Source organism: Acidithiobacillus thiooxidans ATCC 19377 (assembly GCF_009662475.1).
Classification (GTDB): domain Bacteria; phylum Pseudomonadota; class Gammaproteobacteria; order Acidithiobacillales; family Acidithiobacillaceae; genus Acidithiobacillus; species Acidithiobacillus thiooxidans.
Genome location: NZ_CP045571.1, coordinates 1,634,950 through 1,650,114 on the forward strand (window position 1 = coordinate 1,634,950; position 15,165 = coordinate 1,650,114).

The 15,165-nt window shown below is 51.8% G+C and carries 15 protein-coding genes; 4 read left to right on the plus strand and 11 right to left on the minus strand.

Annotation, left to right across the window (positions count from 1 at the left end; translation table 11 throughout):
- Positions 1-96: 96 nt before the first annotated feature.
- The 6 genes from GCD22_RS08635 to GCD22_RS08660 all read right to left on the minus strand — a co-directional run bounded on the left by GCD22_RS08635 (position 97) and on the right by GCD22_RS08660 (position 5,860).
- Positions 97-882, minus strand: coding sequence for a hypothetical protein (locus GCD22_RS08635; protein WP_153940684.1), 786 nt, complete (start codon positions 880-882; stop codon positions 97-99).
- Positions 883-1,024: 142 nt separating this feature from the next.
- On the minus strand, positions 1,025-1,546 hold the full coding sequence (locus tag GCD22_RS08640; RefSeq protein ID WP_153940685.1) for a metal-dependent hydrolase: 522 nt from the start codon (positions 1,544-1,546) through the stop codon (positions 1,025-1,027).
- 149 nt (positions 1,547-1,695) lie between these two features.
- The gene (locus GCD22_RS08645; RefSeq protein WP_153940686.1) at positions 1,696-2,121 is read right to left on the minus strand and encodes a hypothetical protein; all 426 of its coding nucleotides are present in this window, start codon (positions 2,119-2,121) and stop codon (positions 1,696-1,698) included.
- Positions 2,114-2,833 (minus strand): hypothetical protein, encoded by a 720-nt coding sequence (locus GCD22_RS08650; protein WP_153940687.1) that lies wholly within the window; start codon positions 2,831-2,833, stop codon positions 2,114-2,116. Before GCD22_RS08650 ends, GCD22_RS08645 begins: the two co-directional genes overlap by 8 nt.
- Positions 2,820-3,545 carry a DUF6475 domain-containing protein gene (locus tag GCD22_RS08655; protein ID WP_081576936.1) on the minus strand — a complete coding sequence of 242 codons (726 nt, stop codon included), beginning with the start codon at positions 3,543-3,545 and terminating at the stop codon, positions 2,820-2,822. The genes GCD22_RS08650 and GCD22_RS08655 overlap by 14 nt, the downstream gene beginning before the upstream one ends.
- A 122-nt stretch (positions 3,546-3,667) precedes the next feature.
- Entirely contained in the window at positions 3,668-5,860 is a 2,193-nt protein-coding gene (locus GCD22_RS08660) for an LvrA C-terminal domain-related protein (RefSeq protein ID WP_153940688.1), read from the minus strand.
- A gap of 379 nt (positions 5,861-6,239) precedes the next feature.
- Here GCD22_RS08660 and GCD22_RS08665 point away from each other — a divergent pair, with 379 nt between their 5' ends.
- Both GCD22_RS08665 and GCD22_RS08670 read left to right on the plus strand, forming a co-directional pair.
- Positions 6,240-6,590, plus strand: a complete 351-nt coding sequence (locus GCD22_RS08665; protein ID WP_153940689.1) for a hypothetical protein — start codon at positions 6,240-6,242, stop codon at positions 6,588-6,590.
- Between the two features lie 23 nt (positions 6,591-6,613).
- Entirely contained in the window at positions 6,614-7,822 is a 1,209-nt protein-coding gene (locus tag GCD22_RS08670; protein WP_153940690.1) for an RNA-guided endonuclease InsQ/TnpB family protein, read from the plus strand.
- A gap of 300 nt (positions 7,823-8,122) precedes the next feature.
- Here the strand turns inward: GCD22_RS08670 and GCD22_RS08675 are convergent, their stop codons facing one another.
- The 5 genes from GCD22_RS08675 to GCD22_RS08695 all read right to left on the minus strand — a co-directional run bounded on the left by GCD22_RS08675 (position 8,123) and on the right by GCD22_RS08695 (position 12,510).
- A complete protein-coding gene (locus GCD22_RS08675) occupies positions 8,123-8,536 on the minus strand; it encodes a hypothetical protein (RefSeq protein WP_153940691.1) in 414 nt (137 codons plus the stop codon).
- Between the two features lie 2 nt (positions 8,537-8,538).
- A complete protein-coding gene (locus GCD22_RS08680) occupies positions 8,539-8,979 on the minus strand; it encodes a Panacea domain-containing protein (protein ID WP_153940692.1) in 441 nt (146 codons plus the stop codon).
- A gap of 149 nt (positions 8,980-9,128) precedes the next feature.
- Positions 9,129-10,427, minus strand: a complete 1,299-nt coding sequence (locus GCD22_RS08685) for a DUF2863 family protein (RefSeq protein WP_153940693.1) — start codon at positions 10,425-10,427, stop codon at positions 9,129-9,131.
- 275 nt (positions 10,428-10,702) lie between these two features.
- Entirely contained in the window at positions 10,703-12,019 is a 1,317-nt protein-coding gene (locus GCD22_RS08690; protein WP_153940694.1) for an ImmA/IrrE family metallo-endopeptidase, read from the minus strand.
- Positions 12,019-12,510 (minus strand): hypothetical protein, encoded by a 492-nt coding sequence (locus tag GCD22_RS08695; RefSeq protein WP_153940695.1) that lies wholly within the window; start codon positions 12,508-12,510, stop codon positions 12,019-12,021. Before GCD22_RS08695 ends, GCD22_RS08690 begins: the two co-directional genes overlap by 1 nt.
- Before the next feature lie 780 nt (positions 12,511-13,290).
- Between GCD22_RS08695 and GCD22_RS18170 the strand changes: the two genes are divergently transcribed.
- On the plus strand, positions 13,291-14,370 hold the full coding sequence (locus GCD22_RS18170; protein WP_153940696.1) for a Druantia anti-phage system protein DruA: 1,080 nt from the start codon (positions 13,291-13,293) through the stop codon (positions 14,368-14,370).
- On the plus strand, positions 14,349-15,101 hold the full coding sequence (locus GCD22_RS18175) for an ISAs1 family transposase (protein WP_280527722.1): 753 nt from the start codon (positions 14,349-14,351) through the stop codon (positions 15,099-15,101). Before GCD22_RS18170 ends, GCD22_RS18175 begins: the two co-directional genes overlap by 22 nt.
- The last annotated feature ends 64 nt before the right edge of the window (positions 15,102-15,165 follow it).

The following is a 15,165-nucleotide window of genomic DNA, read 5'->3' on the forward strand; positions in this document are numbered from 1 at the left end:
TGCATACCGCTAAGCTCTTGATTTTTCCCACTTGCAAAAATTGGCAAAAACCTAAACCGCCCGCGACCTGCACAAAGCAGCGTGTGTATTTTCTTTTTAATACGGGGATTCGTGGCTTGCCGTGGCCCTTTGCGCCAGCAGTTTTTGCCTGATCCCTGGATGCCACTTTTCGAGTTCGGCGGCGGTCTGGTCAGAAAGGTGTTGCAGGTCCCACGCGCTAAACGTCTCCGGCATGTACCGAATTTTGATATTCAGCTTTTCATGGTCAACCATGTTGCGCACCTTGTAACACCGCTCTCCTTGTAATCGCTCGGCGACTTCCTTGCGCATAAGTGATTCCCCGAGCGGTTCCAAGGAAGGAGAAAACGTGGTCGGCCAAAGCAGGATATATGCGGGTATGAGGCCGTCAGCAGCCCACTGGCGGAGAAGAATATCCATAGGGTACGCATCGCCCGTATGCAACCAAGTGGTTATATCGCTATGCACCAAGGCGGGATAGACTTGCCAGGTGTATGCGGCCATAACCAACATAACGATGGCGATCACGCCGAGAAACCGAAACAGCTTGGTCAGCGTCCACCACATTTTCGCAAAAAACAGATGAATCACATAGCCGTAGTCCGTGAGCACAGCCAATTCAGTTTGCTTGATCTGAGTAGCGGTGTAGGAACCGTAACTTTTCCCGTCTACCCGTAAAATTTGTGACCATCCCGTTCTACGGCCCTGCTCATAATCAAAAATTCGGCTGCTACGTTCGTATTCTTGAAAAACAAAGAACAGAACGGTAATACATCCAGCTACCACAGCAAATGGAAGCGTAATCGTGCTGTACTGAAACAGGGTAACCAGTTCCCCGAAGAACCCAAAAAGCACGGTGGACAAAACAAATTCCAGGATATGCAGTTTGCCGTGCGCTTTAAACTGATGCCAATATGTGGGTCGCATGATGCTTTTCCTCCAATATCCAACCACAAGCGAATCTTTCTGGTATGAGCTAGGCCCGGGATCAAATTGATCCCGCGCTCTACCCCGGGAGTAACAACCAGGCCCCCGCCGTCACCCCCCAAAACAAGAGAATCTCCAGCCATTCAAACCCCGAACCGGACTTCCACAAACGCAAACTGATACGATGTTTGGCCGTGGGCAAAAGGACAGGAACCCCGGTTGGATTGGGAATATCGCAAATCAGATGGGACAAACCGCCGGTCAAAAAGCCGAGTAACAAGGCCAAGGCGTCTGCCCGATAGGGATGCAAGAAAATTTGCCCATGGACGGGAAGAAAATACAAAACCGCTATAGCCGGAAGCGTCCAGAGGGGTAACCAATGGGTAAAGGTTCGATGCGGAATGACCGAGACCCGCTGCCATTTGCCGTTATACCCTTTTTCGGCATGGGCAATTTCCAGCCAGTCTGGAGCGGTCGCGCCCCAAAAGGCTAAAAAGGCCGCACCTACTCTGGAAAAAACACCGTAACCCAGGCTCTCCAGATAGAGAAATATCAAGAGCCCTACAGAAATACCTACAATTTGATGATCGATTTTGGACATGGCGAAATACCTCCATATCCAGATTACCACGCACTTTTTGGCGTTATTTTTTTGTAAAAGCGGTTATTTGTAGGATTTTTTAAAAGCCCATCGATTGGAACATCTTTGGGCGAGACGCCTTGAGCAAGGGAAGGTCAGGCGTCTGTTGTCTAATTCCAGGTGATTTCTTTGGCTTTTTCCTGGGCAATGTAGTTGACGGCCTGTTTGGAAAGGACATTACTGTGCATTTTGTTGGCTGACACCGCTTTCACGTATTCGACCGCCTTCACATAAGCATCCATTTCCAGAGCCGGATGGCTGTTTTCGTTGAATTCTATTTTTGGATTGAACAGCACAGACACCAGCGCTTCTTCATCATTGCGCGGAATCGTCACAATAACCACTGCATTGATAGACTCCTTCTCAGGTGCCTTTTGATAACGCCAGGACTTGTGCGCAGCATAGATCATTTCATTAATGAGTTTATTGCCCGAATGAAATCCAGCCCCGGAAATCACCAAAGGCTTCCCCTGGTATGACGGTTTTTGGGCAGTGGATTCATGCTTATAAAAATGCCATTTGTTAATCTTACTCATCCGAAACACCCATATCCTTATCCAAAGTCAGTCCATAAACAAAGGCCCATCCAGAAGATAGCACGGTCAATATTGCCAATACAACGATCATAGCCAGTGATTCCCAGGACTTAAAAAGGCTCGGCATATCACTGACCCAAAACCAATACCCTCCCCCTACAATGATCCCTATTGACAACCACACGCGAAAAGTCAGCCGTTCCAGCATCTCCGAAGTCCACAGAATCATATCCATGACGGCAATCTTTTGAGCCGAAAACATAATCGCGGATATGGCCGGCCAGAACAGGAAAAAGCCCACAATAATCAGCCCCAATACCAGAGGGAAATTATCGCAAAACCGTAACCATAGACTATGTACTGCACCCGCCCCAGGATACATCCAGGCCTGATAGCTCTGCAGACTGTCCATTTGAATTAGTCCTGTTAGCAGGATGACCGGAGCAGAATAAAAGGCCAAGAGAATGAGTATGGGGCGCACATGACGCCGGACCCGTCCCCAGGTTTCCGCAAACGACCAGTGAAAATACACCTTGGCATACAGCACCCATAACGCGGGAATCCATAGAAACAAAATCCCAAAGAGCGCTATCCCCGGTAAAAAAGTGACGGCCAATAAGGTCAGGGTCATCAGCAAAAAACAGGGGCTGCAGCGCCCAATCAGCGCAAAGGGCGCATACAAACTGCGTACATTAAAATCACGAGACAACATATTCGTCCTCCTTTTCCTTCTGCGATTTTTCGTTAGAATCCATCCAGGCTATTTTATCCACCTTCTTTTGGGTGACCGAGGGCACACTCTGAGCATTCAACAGCGCAAAAACCTGCTCCGCTTTTTCCCCATGTGTAATCACCTGCAGGCACAGTGCGCGGTCCCCCCAAAGTACCGGCGGATCCAGTGGAAAACTGGCGCTCCAGTTCTCTCCATTGGAGCGCCCGCGCAAGCTGGCCGGATACAACCCCGTGAGGCCGCGTGAGCGATAAGCGGTATATCGCGCCCGAAAATCATTCCCCACGAATGGCCATTTATCCAGCGTGATTTCCCCAAAGTGAATCCATCCCCCCATATCCCGAATCACGGCATGCAGATAGGGGTCGTCAAACACAATATCCTGATAGGTCCCCACATGCTTCAAGGCCTCTTCCAGTTTGGTCCAGGCCAAAGCCGCATTATCCTTATGACCACCGTCCAGCAGCCGGATAAAATCTGCCACTTTCGGTAAATAAACCCCGGACTCCGTATGTGTCAAATGCACACCGATGACCCTTTTAATTTCACTCAGTGGATAGCCCCGTAAGGCTTGCCAGTAAAAATCCACCACCATGGGGCTGATGCCTCGATGATAATATTCACCCAAGGCCATCAGCATTTTGGTAAATTGCGCAAAATTTTCTTCGTACCCGATTTCTTCAGAGGGTTCCATAAGGCCTCTCCTTTTCCATATCCAATAATAGCTATTTTACCATCCCGGTTGTGTGGCCAGACCGCACATTATCTTCCTGTGGAAAAACCCCGGGGAAAGCGTGTCGATGTTAAAAATCCGCATCAGCCATCAACAGGGGTTTTTGCGCCTTTGGATCGCATCCATTCCACCATGTTGACCGCGTTTCGCCTGCTGACTTTACTCAGACCATTCAAGAACGCGGGATCTGCATCCTTACCATATATCTGCCTTAACGCCGCGTCTTCTTTCTGACGCTGTGCATCAATTGAGGCACTTGAAGAGCCATTTTTATGGCCCGGCCTTTCGGACTCGGGAAGAATATCGTCCTCCCATCGGTTCCCGTTCAGATAGGTTTCCGGGTTGGGGATATAGCCATCTAACCACCGATAATCTTTTTTGAGACGTTCCGCAATATCGGCCAATATCACATCTGCTTTCTCGTCCAGCTTCCGCGCCTTCCACTTTTTTTCACAGACCTTTCTAGCAACCCTTTTGGGATAGGCTGCCCAGAACTCCGCAAAACGAGCGCCATTTTTGGCAGCCCGCGCCGGTAAAGCAGACTGGTCGGCATCGGCAGCCGCCTCGCCAGACGTGGAGGCTTCTGGAACCGTCTCCTGCGCCAAGACTTTTTTCTCCGTCCCATCCCCCAGCGCTTCGTGCACAGCACGCTCCAGGCGAGTATTCGGGGTGGGTGCGGCATCGGTTTCGGGGTCCTGCACGTCCACCGGTACTTCAGCAGCGGCGTCATCGACCTCATCCTGGTCTATCGACAGACCCGCCCTTTTCATGGACTCGAATAAAGCCCGCGCCGCTTCTTCGTCTCCAGGGGACATCTCTTCATTATCTTCCCTTCCCCAGGGCGCCTCATATGATTCCTGGGCATCACCATCCAAAGGGGGCACCGGATCATTCGGGGCTACCGCATCCTCTGCAGCAGGAATGGAATCAGTGGCGGCACCCTCAAGCGGTTCATGGTCGCTCGAACCGGCCAAGGCAACAGCACCATCATCGAGCGCAACAGTCTGCCCATCCTTTATAAAAAGATCCCACAGGGAGTCCTGTTCGTCGGAAGGCTCAACATCACTGGATGGTAACCCTGTGTCACCCATCGGCTCTGGGAGATTTTCGGGCACTGTTTCCTGCACGACTTCTTGCGCAGATTCGCGCGCCGAATTTTCAAAAAATTTTTCACTTTGAAAAAAGTTTTTTTCATCAACCTGCACGGATGGTTCACCAACCGCGTCATGATGATTTTCCAAAACCGATTCGGGTGGCATCAATGCCGTGCAGGACTCGGTTTCATTCCATGGGATTTCCGAGACGGGTTCACAGTCGGTAATGGCACCATCCTGAGCGTAGCCATCCTGGAAAGGCAAATCCGTTTCAGGCGGCAAGGGCTTGTTTTCAGGCACCTTTGTTGAAGACTGTACCGCATCCCCTGGTAAGTTTGGGGTATCTGCCGTATCGGTGTAACGCGTTACATCCGGTGCTTCGTTACGCATTACATCACGCGTTACAGCGGCATTACGCTGTAACGCTGTAACGCCTTTAGGCGTTACAGCTTGGTTATATATATTCTCTCTCTCTATCTTTATCTGTATCTTATCTGATATTACAGCATTACTGTAACGCATTACGGTAACGCCATTTGTAACGCTGTAACGCGTTACATCGGGCGTTACATCAGGCATTACACGCATTACATCTGACCTTACTCCAGGTGTTACCGTGGGCCGTACTGCAGGGACAGATTGCTTGGATTGGGCATCTACCCCCGCCGCCTGCCCAGAGGCTGTCGCTTGCTCGGCGGCTTCCGCCCGGGCCTTGCGCCAGCGCTTGACCCGTTCACGATTCTTCCGGCGCCGCTCGGCGGCGGCATCCTCTTTCCCGTCCCGGAGGGCATGTTGGACACCCCCTTTACTCCCCTGCACTTCCAGCACCATTTCCGAAATGACCGGGTGATACAGGCGATCATTATTGCAGGGTATCCAGCCATACAAGGCCATGTCCCGCACCTTGTTCCAGCGGCGCGGTACATTGGCATAGCCTGCCAGAGAAGCAATAATCCGGTCATTGTTGGGCAAGCTGCCGGCTGGCACCTGTTGCATGGAAGCCATCCATAACTTCACGGCTGCACCAAACTCTTCATTATCCGCCAAATGGCGAAAGTCACTGCCTTGAAGTCGGCACATGTCCAGCTTCATCCAGCACAGACTGCGTAAGTCTACCGTATCGGGGAGCAAAGGCTCCCCGCAATCTCCCGTCAGGGCGGGTTTGCTTTTGACAATAGGCATAAAATACTCTCCTGAAAAAATTTCGGGCTAAGAATAGAATACACTGCCATTTTTTCAGGATGCGTTTGTCGTCATAAACGATCTAATTTCGCGTTTATTTAAAAAGTGGATTTTTCGCCAGGGTGGTAGACGGCCGCTTTGTGGGGGAGCGGACCAATCTCGCCATTCAGAAGTTGGAGGCTTTGGAAGGAAAACATCGACCACACAGCGGCTGAGTCTTTGCAATGTTGCCTACAAATCGTTTCTTTCTTAAGCTGTCAGCCAGTTGCGATTGCCACCAGGGGCTACCTGGAACCATCGCCGCTCCCAACCCCCGTACCGGGCATCTGGCATTGCGCCATCCCGGACGTGGATGTGCGCGGAGGAAACTACAGAGAGCATGGATACCTTACGTTCCGAAGTAAATGTGACTGAAACCCAGGCTAAAGCCATTGCTAAAGCGGTGGGCGTAGCTCTTCACCAGAGTGTCGCCACACACGACGATATCAACGATGTGAAAACCATAATTGGTACCGTTGACACACGCGTAACGCTCTTGGAAACCAAGATGGACGCTGGGTTTAAAAATCTGGAAACCAAGCTGAACGCGAAATTGAAAATCCAGCAATTCTGGATTTACCAAAAAGCGCGAAAAGCCCCGGCGTTCAGGCCGGGGATGGATAGCGCGGCGGCGAGACGGCTTAACGCCGTCGAAGCCGTCTGCCTAGCGATAAATTTTGCCAGCCAATGACTGAAGCTGTATAATTATACACCATGCTGATTCGCAAAGCCGTGCGCTACCGTCTCGAAACCACTCCGGAGCAGGAAAATCTTATGGCCCGTGCGGTCGGCTGCGTGCGCTTCGTCTGGAACCGGGCGCTGGCCGTGCAGAAGAGCTATCTCGATCATCATTGCGGCACCCTGAATTATGCCGGCCTGTGCGAACTACTCACGTCTTGGCGCAATTCGGAAGCCTTTGGGTTTCTCGCAGAATCCCCGTCGATGCCGCAACAGCAGACGCTCAGATATCTGACGCAGGCGTTGAAAGAGGCATTCAATAAGAACTCAGCTAAAAACTTCCCAAATTTCAAAAAGAAGTTCGTCCACGACAGCATGCGCTACCCGGAACCGGGCCATATTCACTTTGATCTGAATCCCGTTGATCGGGATGGCCGCAAGGTGCTCCCCAAAATCTTCCTGCCGCGTATTGGCTGGGTGAAATTTCGCAAATCCTGCATCATTGGCGGCGAAATCCGCAATGTCACCGTCAGCAGGGCTGGTGGTCACTGGTATGTCGCCATACAGACCGAAAAAGAAGTGCCGGACCCCGTGCATCCCTCCACTACAGCGGTCGGTGGCGACCGGGGAGTAGCAAACCTGCTTACATTGTCCGATGGCACCATGTTTCTGCCAGTAACCGCCTATCGGGATTTGGAGAAGAAACTAGCGCGGGAGCAAAGAAAGCTCGCGCACAAAGTGAAGTTTTCGGCCAACTGGAAGAAACAGAAGGCCAAAATCACGCGCTTGCACCAGCGTATCGCGGAAATACGGAAAAACGTGCTCCATCAGGTCAGCACCACCATCAGCAAAAACCACGCGGTCGTGGTGCTGGAAGACCTGAAAGTGCGGAACATGACGGCATCCGCAAAGGGTACCGTGGATAAACCCGGACGCAATATCCGGCAGAAATCAGGATTGAACAAATCCATCCTTGATCAGGGATGGGGCCTACTCAAACGGATACTGGACTACAAGCTCCAATGGGCCGGTGGCATGCTATTTTTGGTGAATCCGGCTTACACCTCGCAAACCTGTTCGGTTTGCGGGGTGGTGGATGCCGGGAATCGCCCCCATCAGGCGGTATTCCATTGCCTGCACTGTGGGCATGAAGCACATGCCGACGTGAATGCGGCACAGAACATCCTCGCAAGAGGGTTGCAGTCAACGGCGGGGCACGCCGGGGTAGCCTGTTCTCCAAAGTAGCGGAGAGAAGCGGCTGAGGTAGGGCCGCTGCTGGCAGGAAGGAATCCTCGTCCTTCAGGACGAGGAGGAAGTCAAATATCTACCAATCGCTGGGTTTGGTAAAATAATCTGAGACAAGAAACAAGCCAAGCCGATGACCATTCATCGGCTTTTTTTCTGAGCCTTTTGGTTGCCAAAGCTGCCGAGCAACCAAATCCGATTAAACCCTTTTTTTTGTCAACCAGCCCTAATGCAGGATGTGGCCACCAGAATCATTGTGCGTACGTGCCAGGCATCGGCTTTATCAACAGGAAGATCCGGTTATGAGTGACCATAGATTTTAAACGCACGGTCAAGCCACACAACATAGAATGTTTCATCAAGCCGGTAACCAATCATTGGTTTCATTCCGGAAAAACGGAAAGCCAATACCTTACTGTCAGGCGTGATTGCGTCTTTTCCGGGCGCCTTGATTTCCTCTAAGCTGATTGTTTCGCACCCGGATTTATGCCGATCTGTCTGCATTATTTGTGCCCATGTCATTTGTCCAAGCTTATAAAGCGTATCCGCAAGTGCTGCCTTCTCTTCGGTCTCGCATTCAAACACGCTATGGGATGATGACATCTTTTCAAAAGAAGATTTGGGATGAAGAGACTGTCTTGAGCCCTTTGAGGATCTTGGCGCTCTGATTCTGTCCCCCTCGTTACTCTGAGGGCGTTTGATGCGTTTTTGCATGGTTACGATATGCGTGTGGAAAAGTATGTCTTCAAGGAATCGTTGGAGATAGTAGTCCCAGGTGTAGAGTCATAGGCATTTTTCCAAGGATCCTCCTCGTGCGTCATATTGCGAAGCTTCCACGCAGAAAATTGGCCATAGACATTATAAACCTCGTTCAAAAAGTCCCGCGTTTCTTCAGAGAAGTCAGTAGGATCAAATCCTGATTGACCAGGAATAGCGCTTCCCCCATAGTTTTTGAATTCATGATAGACGTTTGGCACCACAGGTCCATGCGTCCAAGCCTCAATTTCATCCTCGAATAAGGGCACCCCGAAAACAGCCAGATGGAATCCCTGTGCATAATACAGAAGCTTTTGCAGCTTCAGATTTGACATGGTATCTCCCGCTTCCTCATCATCGAGAGAGAGGAAATACTTGGCAACCTCAAGCACTGGTGTCATTACAAAACCTCCGCTTATTCAAGATACTATAGCCATCATTAGGGCCTGACTAATAGACGGATAGTACAGGGCCGTACTTTGACTGTAAATCACAAGCCTCTACTGGTGGTGCCGCATGTTGCCCTGACTCGCTCGCGCAAAACAAACCTTCAGTGTAAGGGCTGACCACCAGAACCATTGTGGGTATGCGCCAGGCCCTCATCCTCCTCAAAAAGGTTCGGGAAATATGGCTCCCCACAGTCCGAGCACTGCTCATCACCCAATAGCATTTCAGAGATGCGGATCTGATCTGGCGGCACGCCTATTTGCAGCAAAACATCCCGCACTGTTTGTATTTCCATATCGATATCCTGGCGGTTATTCCATACAAAGCCATCCACAAATTCGCCGTCCTGGACGATGCCAATGCGCAATTCAGAAACGCCATCCACCAGATAACACCCCACAGAGGCCTGAGTCGCCAACAATTTCTCCCGTATATTCTCTGGCGTATGGTCTGCCACGACGGTCATTATCAACCCGGTCATGTTGCGCAGGTCAAAGCCCGCATGAATCGCTTCCTGCCACCAGTCAGGCTTGCCTATGCGGGCGGCCATCACCCCGGGCAAATGCTGCGTCAGGATGTGCTCCACTTCTTCCTGCCAGGCCAACAATGAAGGATGGACTTCCGACAATACCAGCGCATCGCTGTCGTCATCATCAAAATCATCCTCCCCAAAAAACCCACTCAGCAACGGGCTTTCGCGAATATCGCTGCCAAACGGGGAGAAAACACCGACCATAGCAAAGCGTATCGCCGTGGTCACTTCGTCTTCGCCCAGAACGGTTTCTGAGGTATGGGCTGGGCGCACCATGCGGTTTTCCTGGCTCTGAAATCCATCCGCCATTTGCCGCACCACCGCACGTTGCCCGGATAGAGTGTCCGGTAAATCCGCATAGGCATACAGCCACGGACACAGGAAAACGGAGGTTGCCGGTCCGATAAGGTCATGCTGGTGCAAACTGGCCGCCAAGTCACTGAGCACGGATTGAGCGTCATCCATGGCACCCGGTATCTTGTCCGGGAGTGGCTGTCCCGGTTCGGAAATTAAAAACATCGGCACCAGCAAAAGCTCGACTTCCCCAAAAACCGCACCGTCCTTACCCTCAAAAATAACCGGCATGCAGGACGCCGCATTGTCGGCATGAAAAGCCACGTTTCCAGCCGCTTCTTCGAGACCCGCCTCATCCAGATCCTCAATGGCACGAAGCACCTGTTTTTCGGCGCCGGCATCCAGGGCATCGGCAACCAGGTCCGACAAACGTGCTTCAGCGGCTATATGGGCATCCTCATCCTGCCCCGATGTTTTGTCGGCCAACCGCGCTGCAACAAAAATACGATGGGTCCAACTGGTAGCGGTTTTCGAACGCTTGCGCCGTTTGTTGGCCAAGTGACGCTTTTTACTCATGATGCTCCTCCTAAAAAATACCCGTACCCATGATAACGCAGCATTTTAAGATGGGCCGTTCGCTGCGAGAGCAACTAACCGGGATTAAAAATGATCGCGGGGAACATTTTTGACCCGCAGAAAGGATGGCGCGCCCAGCCAGAAAATTCAACAACACCGGCAATCGTTCCACCGCAAATCACGTACTTGAGGACGGACGATTGGCGGTTATCCGTCCGTAGCGCTGAAAATCAACCCAAAAAACGAAAATGATCGCGGGAACATTTTGGACCCGCCTATGCAGCCGAGATGTCTAACGGATCCTTTATCCGACTACCATTTTCCAGCGCATGCTCGACAACGTAAGTCGATACACGAAAAGATTCGGCAATGTCAGCGATGACTTCTTCATCAGCGCTGTCACAGTCCAGCCGATTCTGGACTTCCTCTCTTGGACAAAGAAATTCCGCAGCAAAGGCCCGTTGAAACTTTTGTCGATACGTTTTGCTACGCGTGATCAAACTAAACTGTTTGTCTTTTTTCTCCAATAATTCTTCACCAAGAAGTCTTGCCAGTGCAAAGCGACGACTCTCTGGCCGCCGACCTGCACCTAAGACAAGGCGTTTTTCGTCTGCGCTGTATACGGTCAATTGGTCCAATGACCCAGGCAACCCATCATGCAGGATAGCCTCTGGTTTCACTCCGCAAATTTCCGCAAGGCGCCGATCCGTAACCTGTCCCTGTATCCCCAAATGGCGACGCAAACTTTGGGCGGACTCCATTGCCGTCATCCATGCAGGACTGTTCACTTTCAGATCGACGGGATCCAGACCGAGTGCTTGCGGTTGTCTAGCAATGCCCTGTGCATGCATCCAGGATTTGAAATCTGTTGCGGATACAAAGGTGCGCTCTCCATTCGCTGCGAGTTCCGAGACGTTTTCTTCTCCCAGGTAATCCATAAGGGCCGGGAATACATCCTGAAAACCTTGCGGCGCCCCGTCAGGGTCAAACCCCAGCATGGCCTCCGTTTTTCTCCAAAGACGTGCTCTATCGTCCTGAAGCTCTTCCTGTAGTTCCGCATAAACCTGTTGGAAAGGGGCGTCACTTATACCCTGCTCGCTCAGCCGAGATTGGCATAATCTTAAAAACCGCAAAATGGCTTCTTGCAAGTCGGTGACCGGCAAAACGAGCGGCACCGTACTCGTATAACGAACAGGATCAAGACTTTCTACTTCCGTAATACCCGGTCGAAAAACAGACCTCGCGCCATCTGAGTAGATCGTCAAGGGGGGCCAAATATACCCATCACCCACGTTGGCCATGTCATGGGCTAACGCCCACTCCAGAGGTAATGAACGGCTTCGCGTTTCCGGGATAGGCTCGTAAGAGAGACGATAAAAATTCCAGGCGAGCCAAAGGGCAAGAGGGTGTAGGCAGAGTCGAGCATGCTCACGAAATTGCCAGTGACCGTCCGCTTCAAGAACATCATTACGGGTCAGGCAAACCCCGTTACCTTGAATGGTGAAGTCGGCTGATGTGGCTTCACAAGGCCCTCCCTCATACTCTGCAAGACCACGCGCATCTATCCAGGACACCCCGAACAGTTCTTCCATTAGTCGTCGTCCCCCCACAGATAGCTAATACGGTCAATCAAATTCCGCTGTTTCGAGGCGAGGGGATAACCGTGATAAGTACCCTGATCTGGGTTATCCAGTTTTGCCTCAAACACTATGCCTTCTCCATCCACGGCCCAAATTCTTCTGGGGAATCCATTTTCTGATGTATCGCTGTACAAGCCCCTCCGAACGCCATCCTTGAAAAGCCGCAAAGCTGCTGTTTTGGGTAGCCTCCTGGTGCTCTTTATCGGGTCTCGTGGATCCAAATCGCAAAGCGTTTTATCCTGGCGAGGACACACCGGTGGTTTCAGGTTGTCATCCTCTGGATAACGCTTATGCACAGGATTGCCCACATAACCAGGTTCTTTTGCAAAAACGCCGAGGATTTCATCAGGCGCCGCCTTGCGAACCTTTACCCTTGATCCACTATGCATTCTTCTGCGTATCATCGCGAAATTATCAATAGGCGTACATTTAAAGTCAATCAACCATTCCTCTCGGGGAACATTTTTGTCCCGCAGTAAGGATAAGCGAAGAGTCCGCCCAGCCTAGTCCGGGAATCTCCCAAAATTTTCCAGCATCCAGGCCGCTGCAAACGCCGGCCGCATCTCGTCGTATCCTGCCCATGGCGCGACCTGTAGTATGCGTTCTATCAGAAAAAACCAGACGCACCCAAGCGTCTAATCCGCATATAGACGACGAATCACATCAGAAAAATAACGGAAAGCCCACACATTCGCGGGATATTGTGGAATGTCCACGAAAAAATAAGTCGAGGTTTTGTCATCCCAGAAAAACAGGAGCTTCGGAGGGCATATACTATAGTCAGCATTGATCTGCTTCAATATACATTAATAAATATTAATCAGCATGTTATAATTATTTTGCACGGGTTATCCGGCACCATTATCGCCACTTAAGGTTACATAATACAGTCCATTGACAGGATCCAATGAGAAAATGTAAATTTTAAGTTTCTGACCATTAGCCTCACTATCTTGTGATTTATAGGGGTCGAAGAGCGGTGGTGATTGTCCGATATTCAGCAGAAATAAGATGCCGTCTGGATTGGCCACCTTCTTGAAAACATCAGCATTTTTTAACACACAAAACATTCAATGAGCCAATATTTCATATTCTGCAATATGGGGCAAAGCCTACTGCTGACAGATGCACGGTAGATTTGTCCTCCCTAAAACCTGGATATAAACCAAGCCCGTAACCCGCGATACTGGACTCCGGCCCGGATTTTCGGTATAACGGGCGGTATGGAATCGACAAAATCCTTCAATCAAATACTCGCAGATATCCGGGTTCGCCCGATCGAACGCGGCGAGGAAGCGCGCTATCAGGCCCTGATGACGGAGCATCATTATCTGGGTGCGTTGCCCAAGATCGGCGAGACGCTGTTGTACGTCGCCATGTGGCAGGATCAGTGGGTGGCGCAGATCAGCATGTCCGGGGCCGCACTAAAATGCGGTGTGCGCGATCGCTGGATTGGCTGGGACTTTCGTTCCCAGTATGGGCGCCTCCGGCTCATCGCCAATAACAGTCGCTTTCTGATTTTGCCGGACTGGCATCGCCCCAATGTCGGATCGCGCGTACTGTCGCTGCTCGAGCGGCGTATTGCGGGTGATTGGCAGGCCCGCTTCAGACATCCCTTGTTCCTCCTGGAAACCTTCGTTGATCCAGAGCGCTTTTACGGAGGCGTGTATCGCGCCGCCAACTGGATAGAGTTAGGATTGACCCAAGGCTATCGACGCACCCCAAGCGGCTACAGCGCCACTGCTGTGTCCCCCAAATGGGTCTTTATCCGGCCCCTGGTACGCGACCCTCAAGCCCGCCTGACCCATCCGGACTACACCCACCTGCAACTCACTGGAGACCCCAATCGCATGCTCAATGCTGAAGAAATGCGCGCGTTACCGCTCTGCTTCTCGGATATCAAAGACCCCCGTCGGCCACAAGGGAGACGGCATCGTTTATCGGTCGTGCTGGGGATCGCGGCGGGAGCCACGCTCTGCGGCATGTCCGGTTACAAGTCCATGGCGGACTGGGCCCAAGGACTGGGGCAAGCCGCCCGAGAGCGTTTCGGCTGCCGGCGCGAGAACAAACGTTATGTCGTTCCCAGTGAATTTGTGATCCGCGATTGCCTGGTGCGGGTGGAACCGGGAACCTTGGATCGGGCACTCAGTCTCTGGAATCAGTCTTGGGGACAGACGGCGGACAGCGCCTTGGCCATGGATGGCAAAACCATGAAAAACGCCGTCGACGCCAACGGTGCCCAGACCCATATCCTCAGTGCGGTGGGCCATACGTCGCGCACCTGTTACGCTCAAAAAAAGTAGGCACCTTACCCGTAGCCCATAGCGATGCGGTCAAACGCACCAATGAGATCGGGATGGCGATTCCCGTACTGGAAGACTGCGATATCGCGGGCAAAGATGTGACGGCAGATGCCCTGCTGACCCAACGGGCGCTGGCTACCTACCTGATAGAACAGCAGGCCCATTACCACTTTACCGTGAAGGGAAATCAGCCGACCCTGGAACAGGATATCGCGGCACAGTTTGCCCATTGTGGGGCCCCTGACTTCGTGGAGGTCTCGCCAGCCGATCACGGTCGCATTGAAACCCGCCGGATCTGGTGCAGTACAACCCTCAATGACTACGTCGACTTCCCCCATGTCGGCCAGACTTTCCGGATAGAGCGGGAATGTATCCAGAAGAAAACCGGCAAGCGCTCTCTGGAAGTGGCATTGGGGATCACCAGTCGTACTCCGCAGGAGGCTTCACCGCAGCGTCTGCTGGAAGTGAACCGTGGACACTGGGCCATAGAGAGCGTGCATTATCTCATTGACTGGAACTTCAACGAGGACCGCAGTCGTGTCCGCACCGGCTTCGGCCCGGAAAATCTCACTCGGCTGCGCCGCTTCGCCATCGGCATCCTAAAATCCTTCCAGAAACCCTCTCAGTCTATCGCAGAAATGATGCGCACCCTCTGCTTCCGCACCCGTCTCGTCTTCGATTATCTGCGCATGACAAAAAACTCAGCACCTGCAATACCCGGGGCTGGCTGAGAACAAATTTACCGTGCTGACAGATGGCTAACAAATGACTTTGATTAACACGCACGGGAAGCAG

Coding starts and splice junctions, on each gene's coding strand:
- GCD22_RS08645 (WP_153940686.1), bottom strand. CDS start 2,121: ATGAGTAAGATTAACAAATGGCATTTTTATAAGCATGAATCCACTGCC.
- GCD22_RS08660 (WP_153940688.1), bottom strand. CDS start 5,860: ATGCCTATTGTCAAAAGCAAACCCGCCCTGACGGGAGATTGCGGGGAG.
- GCD22_RS08640 (WP_153940685.1), bottom strand. CDS start 1,546: ATGTCCAAAATCGATCATCAAATTGTAGGTATTTCTGTAGGGCTCTTG.
- GCD22_RS08685 (WP_153940693.1), bottom strand. CDS start 10,427: ATGAGTAAAAAGCGTCACTTGGCCAACAAACGGCGCAAGCGTTCGAAA.
- GCD22_RS08670 (WP_153940690.1), top strand. CDS start 6,614: ATGCTGATTCGCAAAGCCGTGCGCTACCGTCTCGAAACCACTCCGGAG.
- GCD22_RS08655 (WP_081576936.1), bottom strand. CDS start 3,545: ATGGAACCCTCTGAAGAAATCGGGTACGAAGAAAATTTTGCGCAATTT.
- GCD22_RS18170 (WP_153940696.1), top strand. CDS start 13,291: ATGGAATCGACAAAATCCTTCAATCAAATACTCGCAGATATCCGGGTT.
- GCD22_RS08675 (WP_153940691.1), bottom strand. CDS start 8,536: ATGCAAAAACGCATCAAACGCCCTCAGAGTAACGAGGGGGACAGAATC.
- GCD22_RS08650 (WP_153940687.1), bottom strand. CDS start 2,833: ATGTTGTCTCGTGATTTTAATGTACGCAGTTTGTATGCGCCCTTTGCG.
- GCD22_RS08680 (WP_153940692.1), bottom strand. CDS start 8,979: ATGACACCAGTGCTTGAGGTTGCCAAGTATTTCCTCTCTCTCGATGAT.
- GCD22_RS08665 (WP_153940689.1), top strand. CDS start 6,240: ATGGATACCTTACGTTCCGAAGTAAATGTGACTGAAACCCAGGCTAAA.
- GCD22_RS08690 (WP_153940694.1), bottom strand. CDS start 12,019: ATGGAAGAACTGTTCGGGGTGTCCTGGATAGATGCGCGTGGTCTTGCA.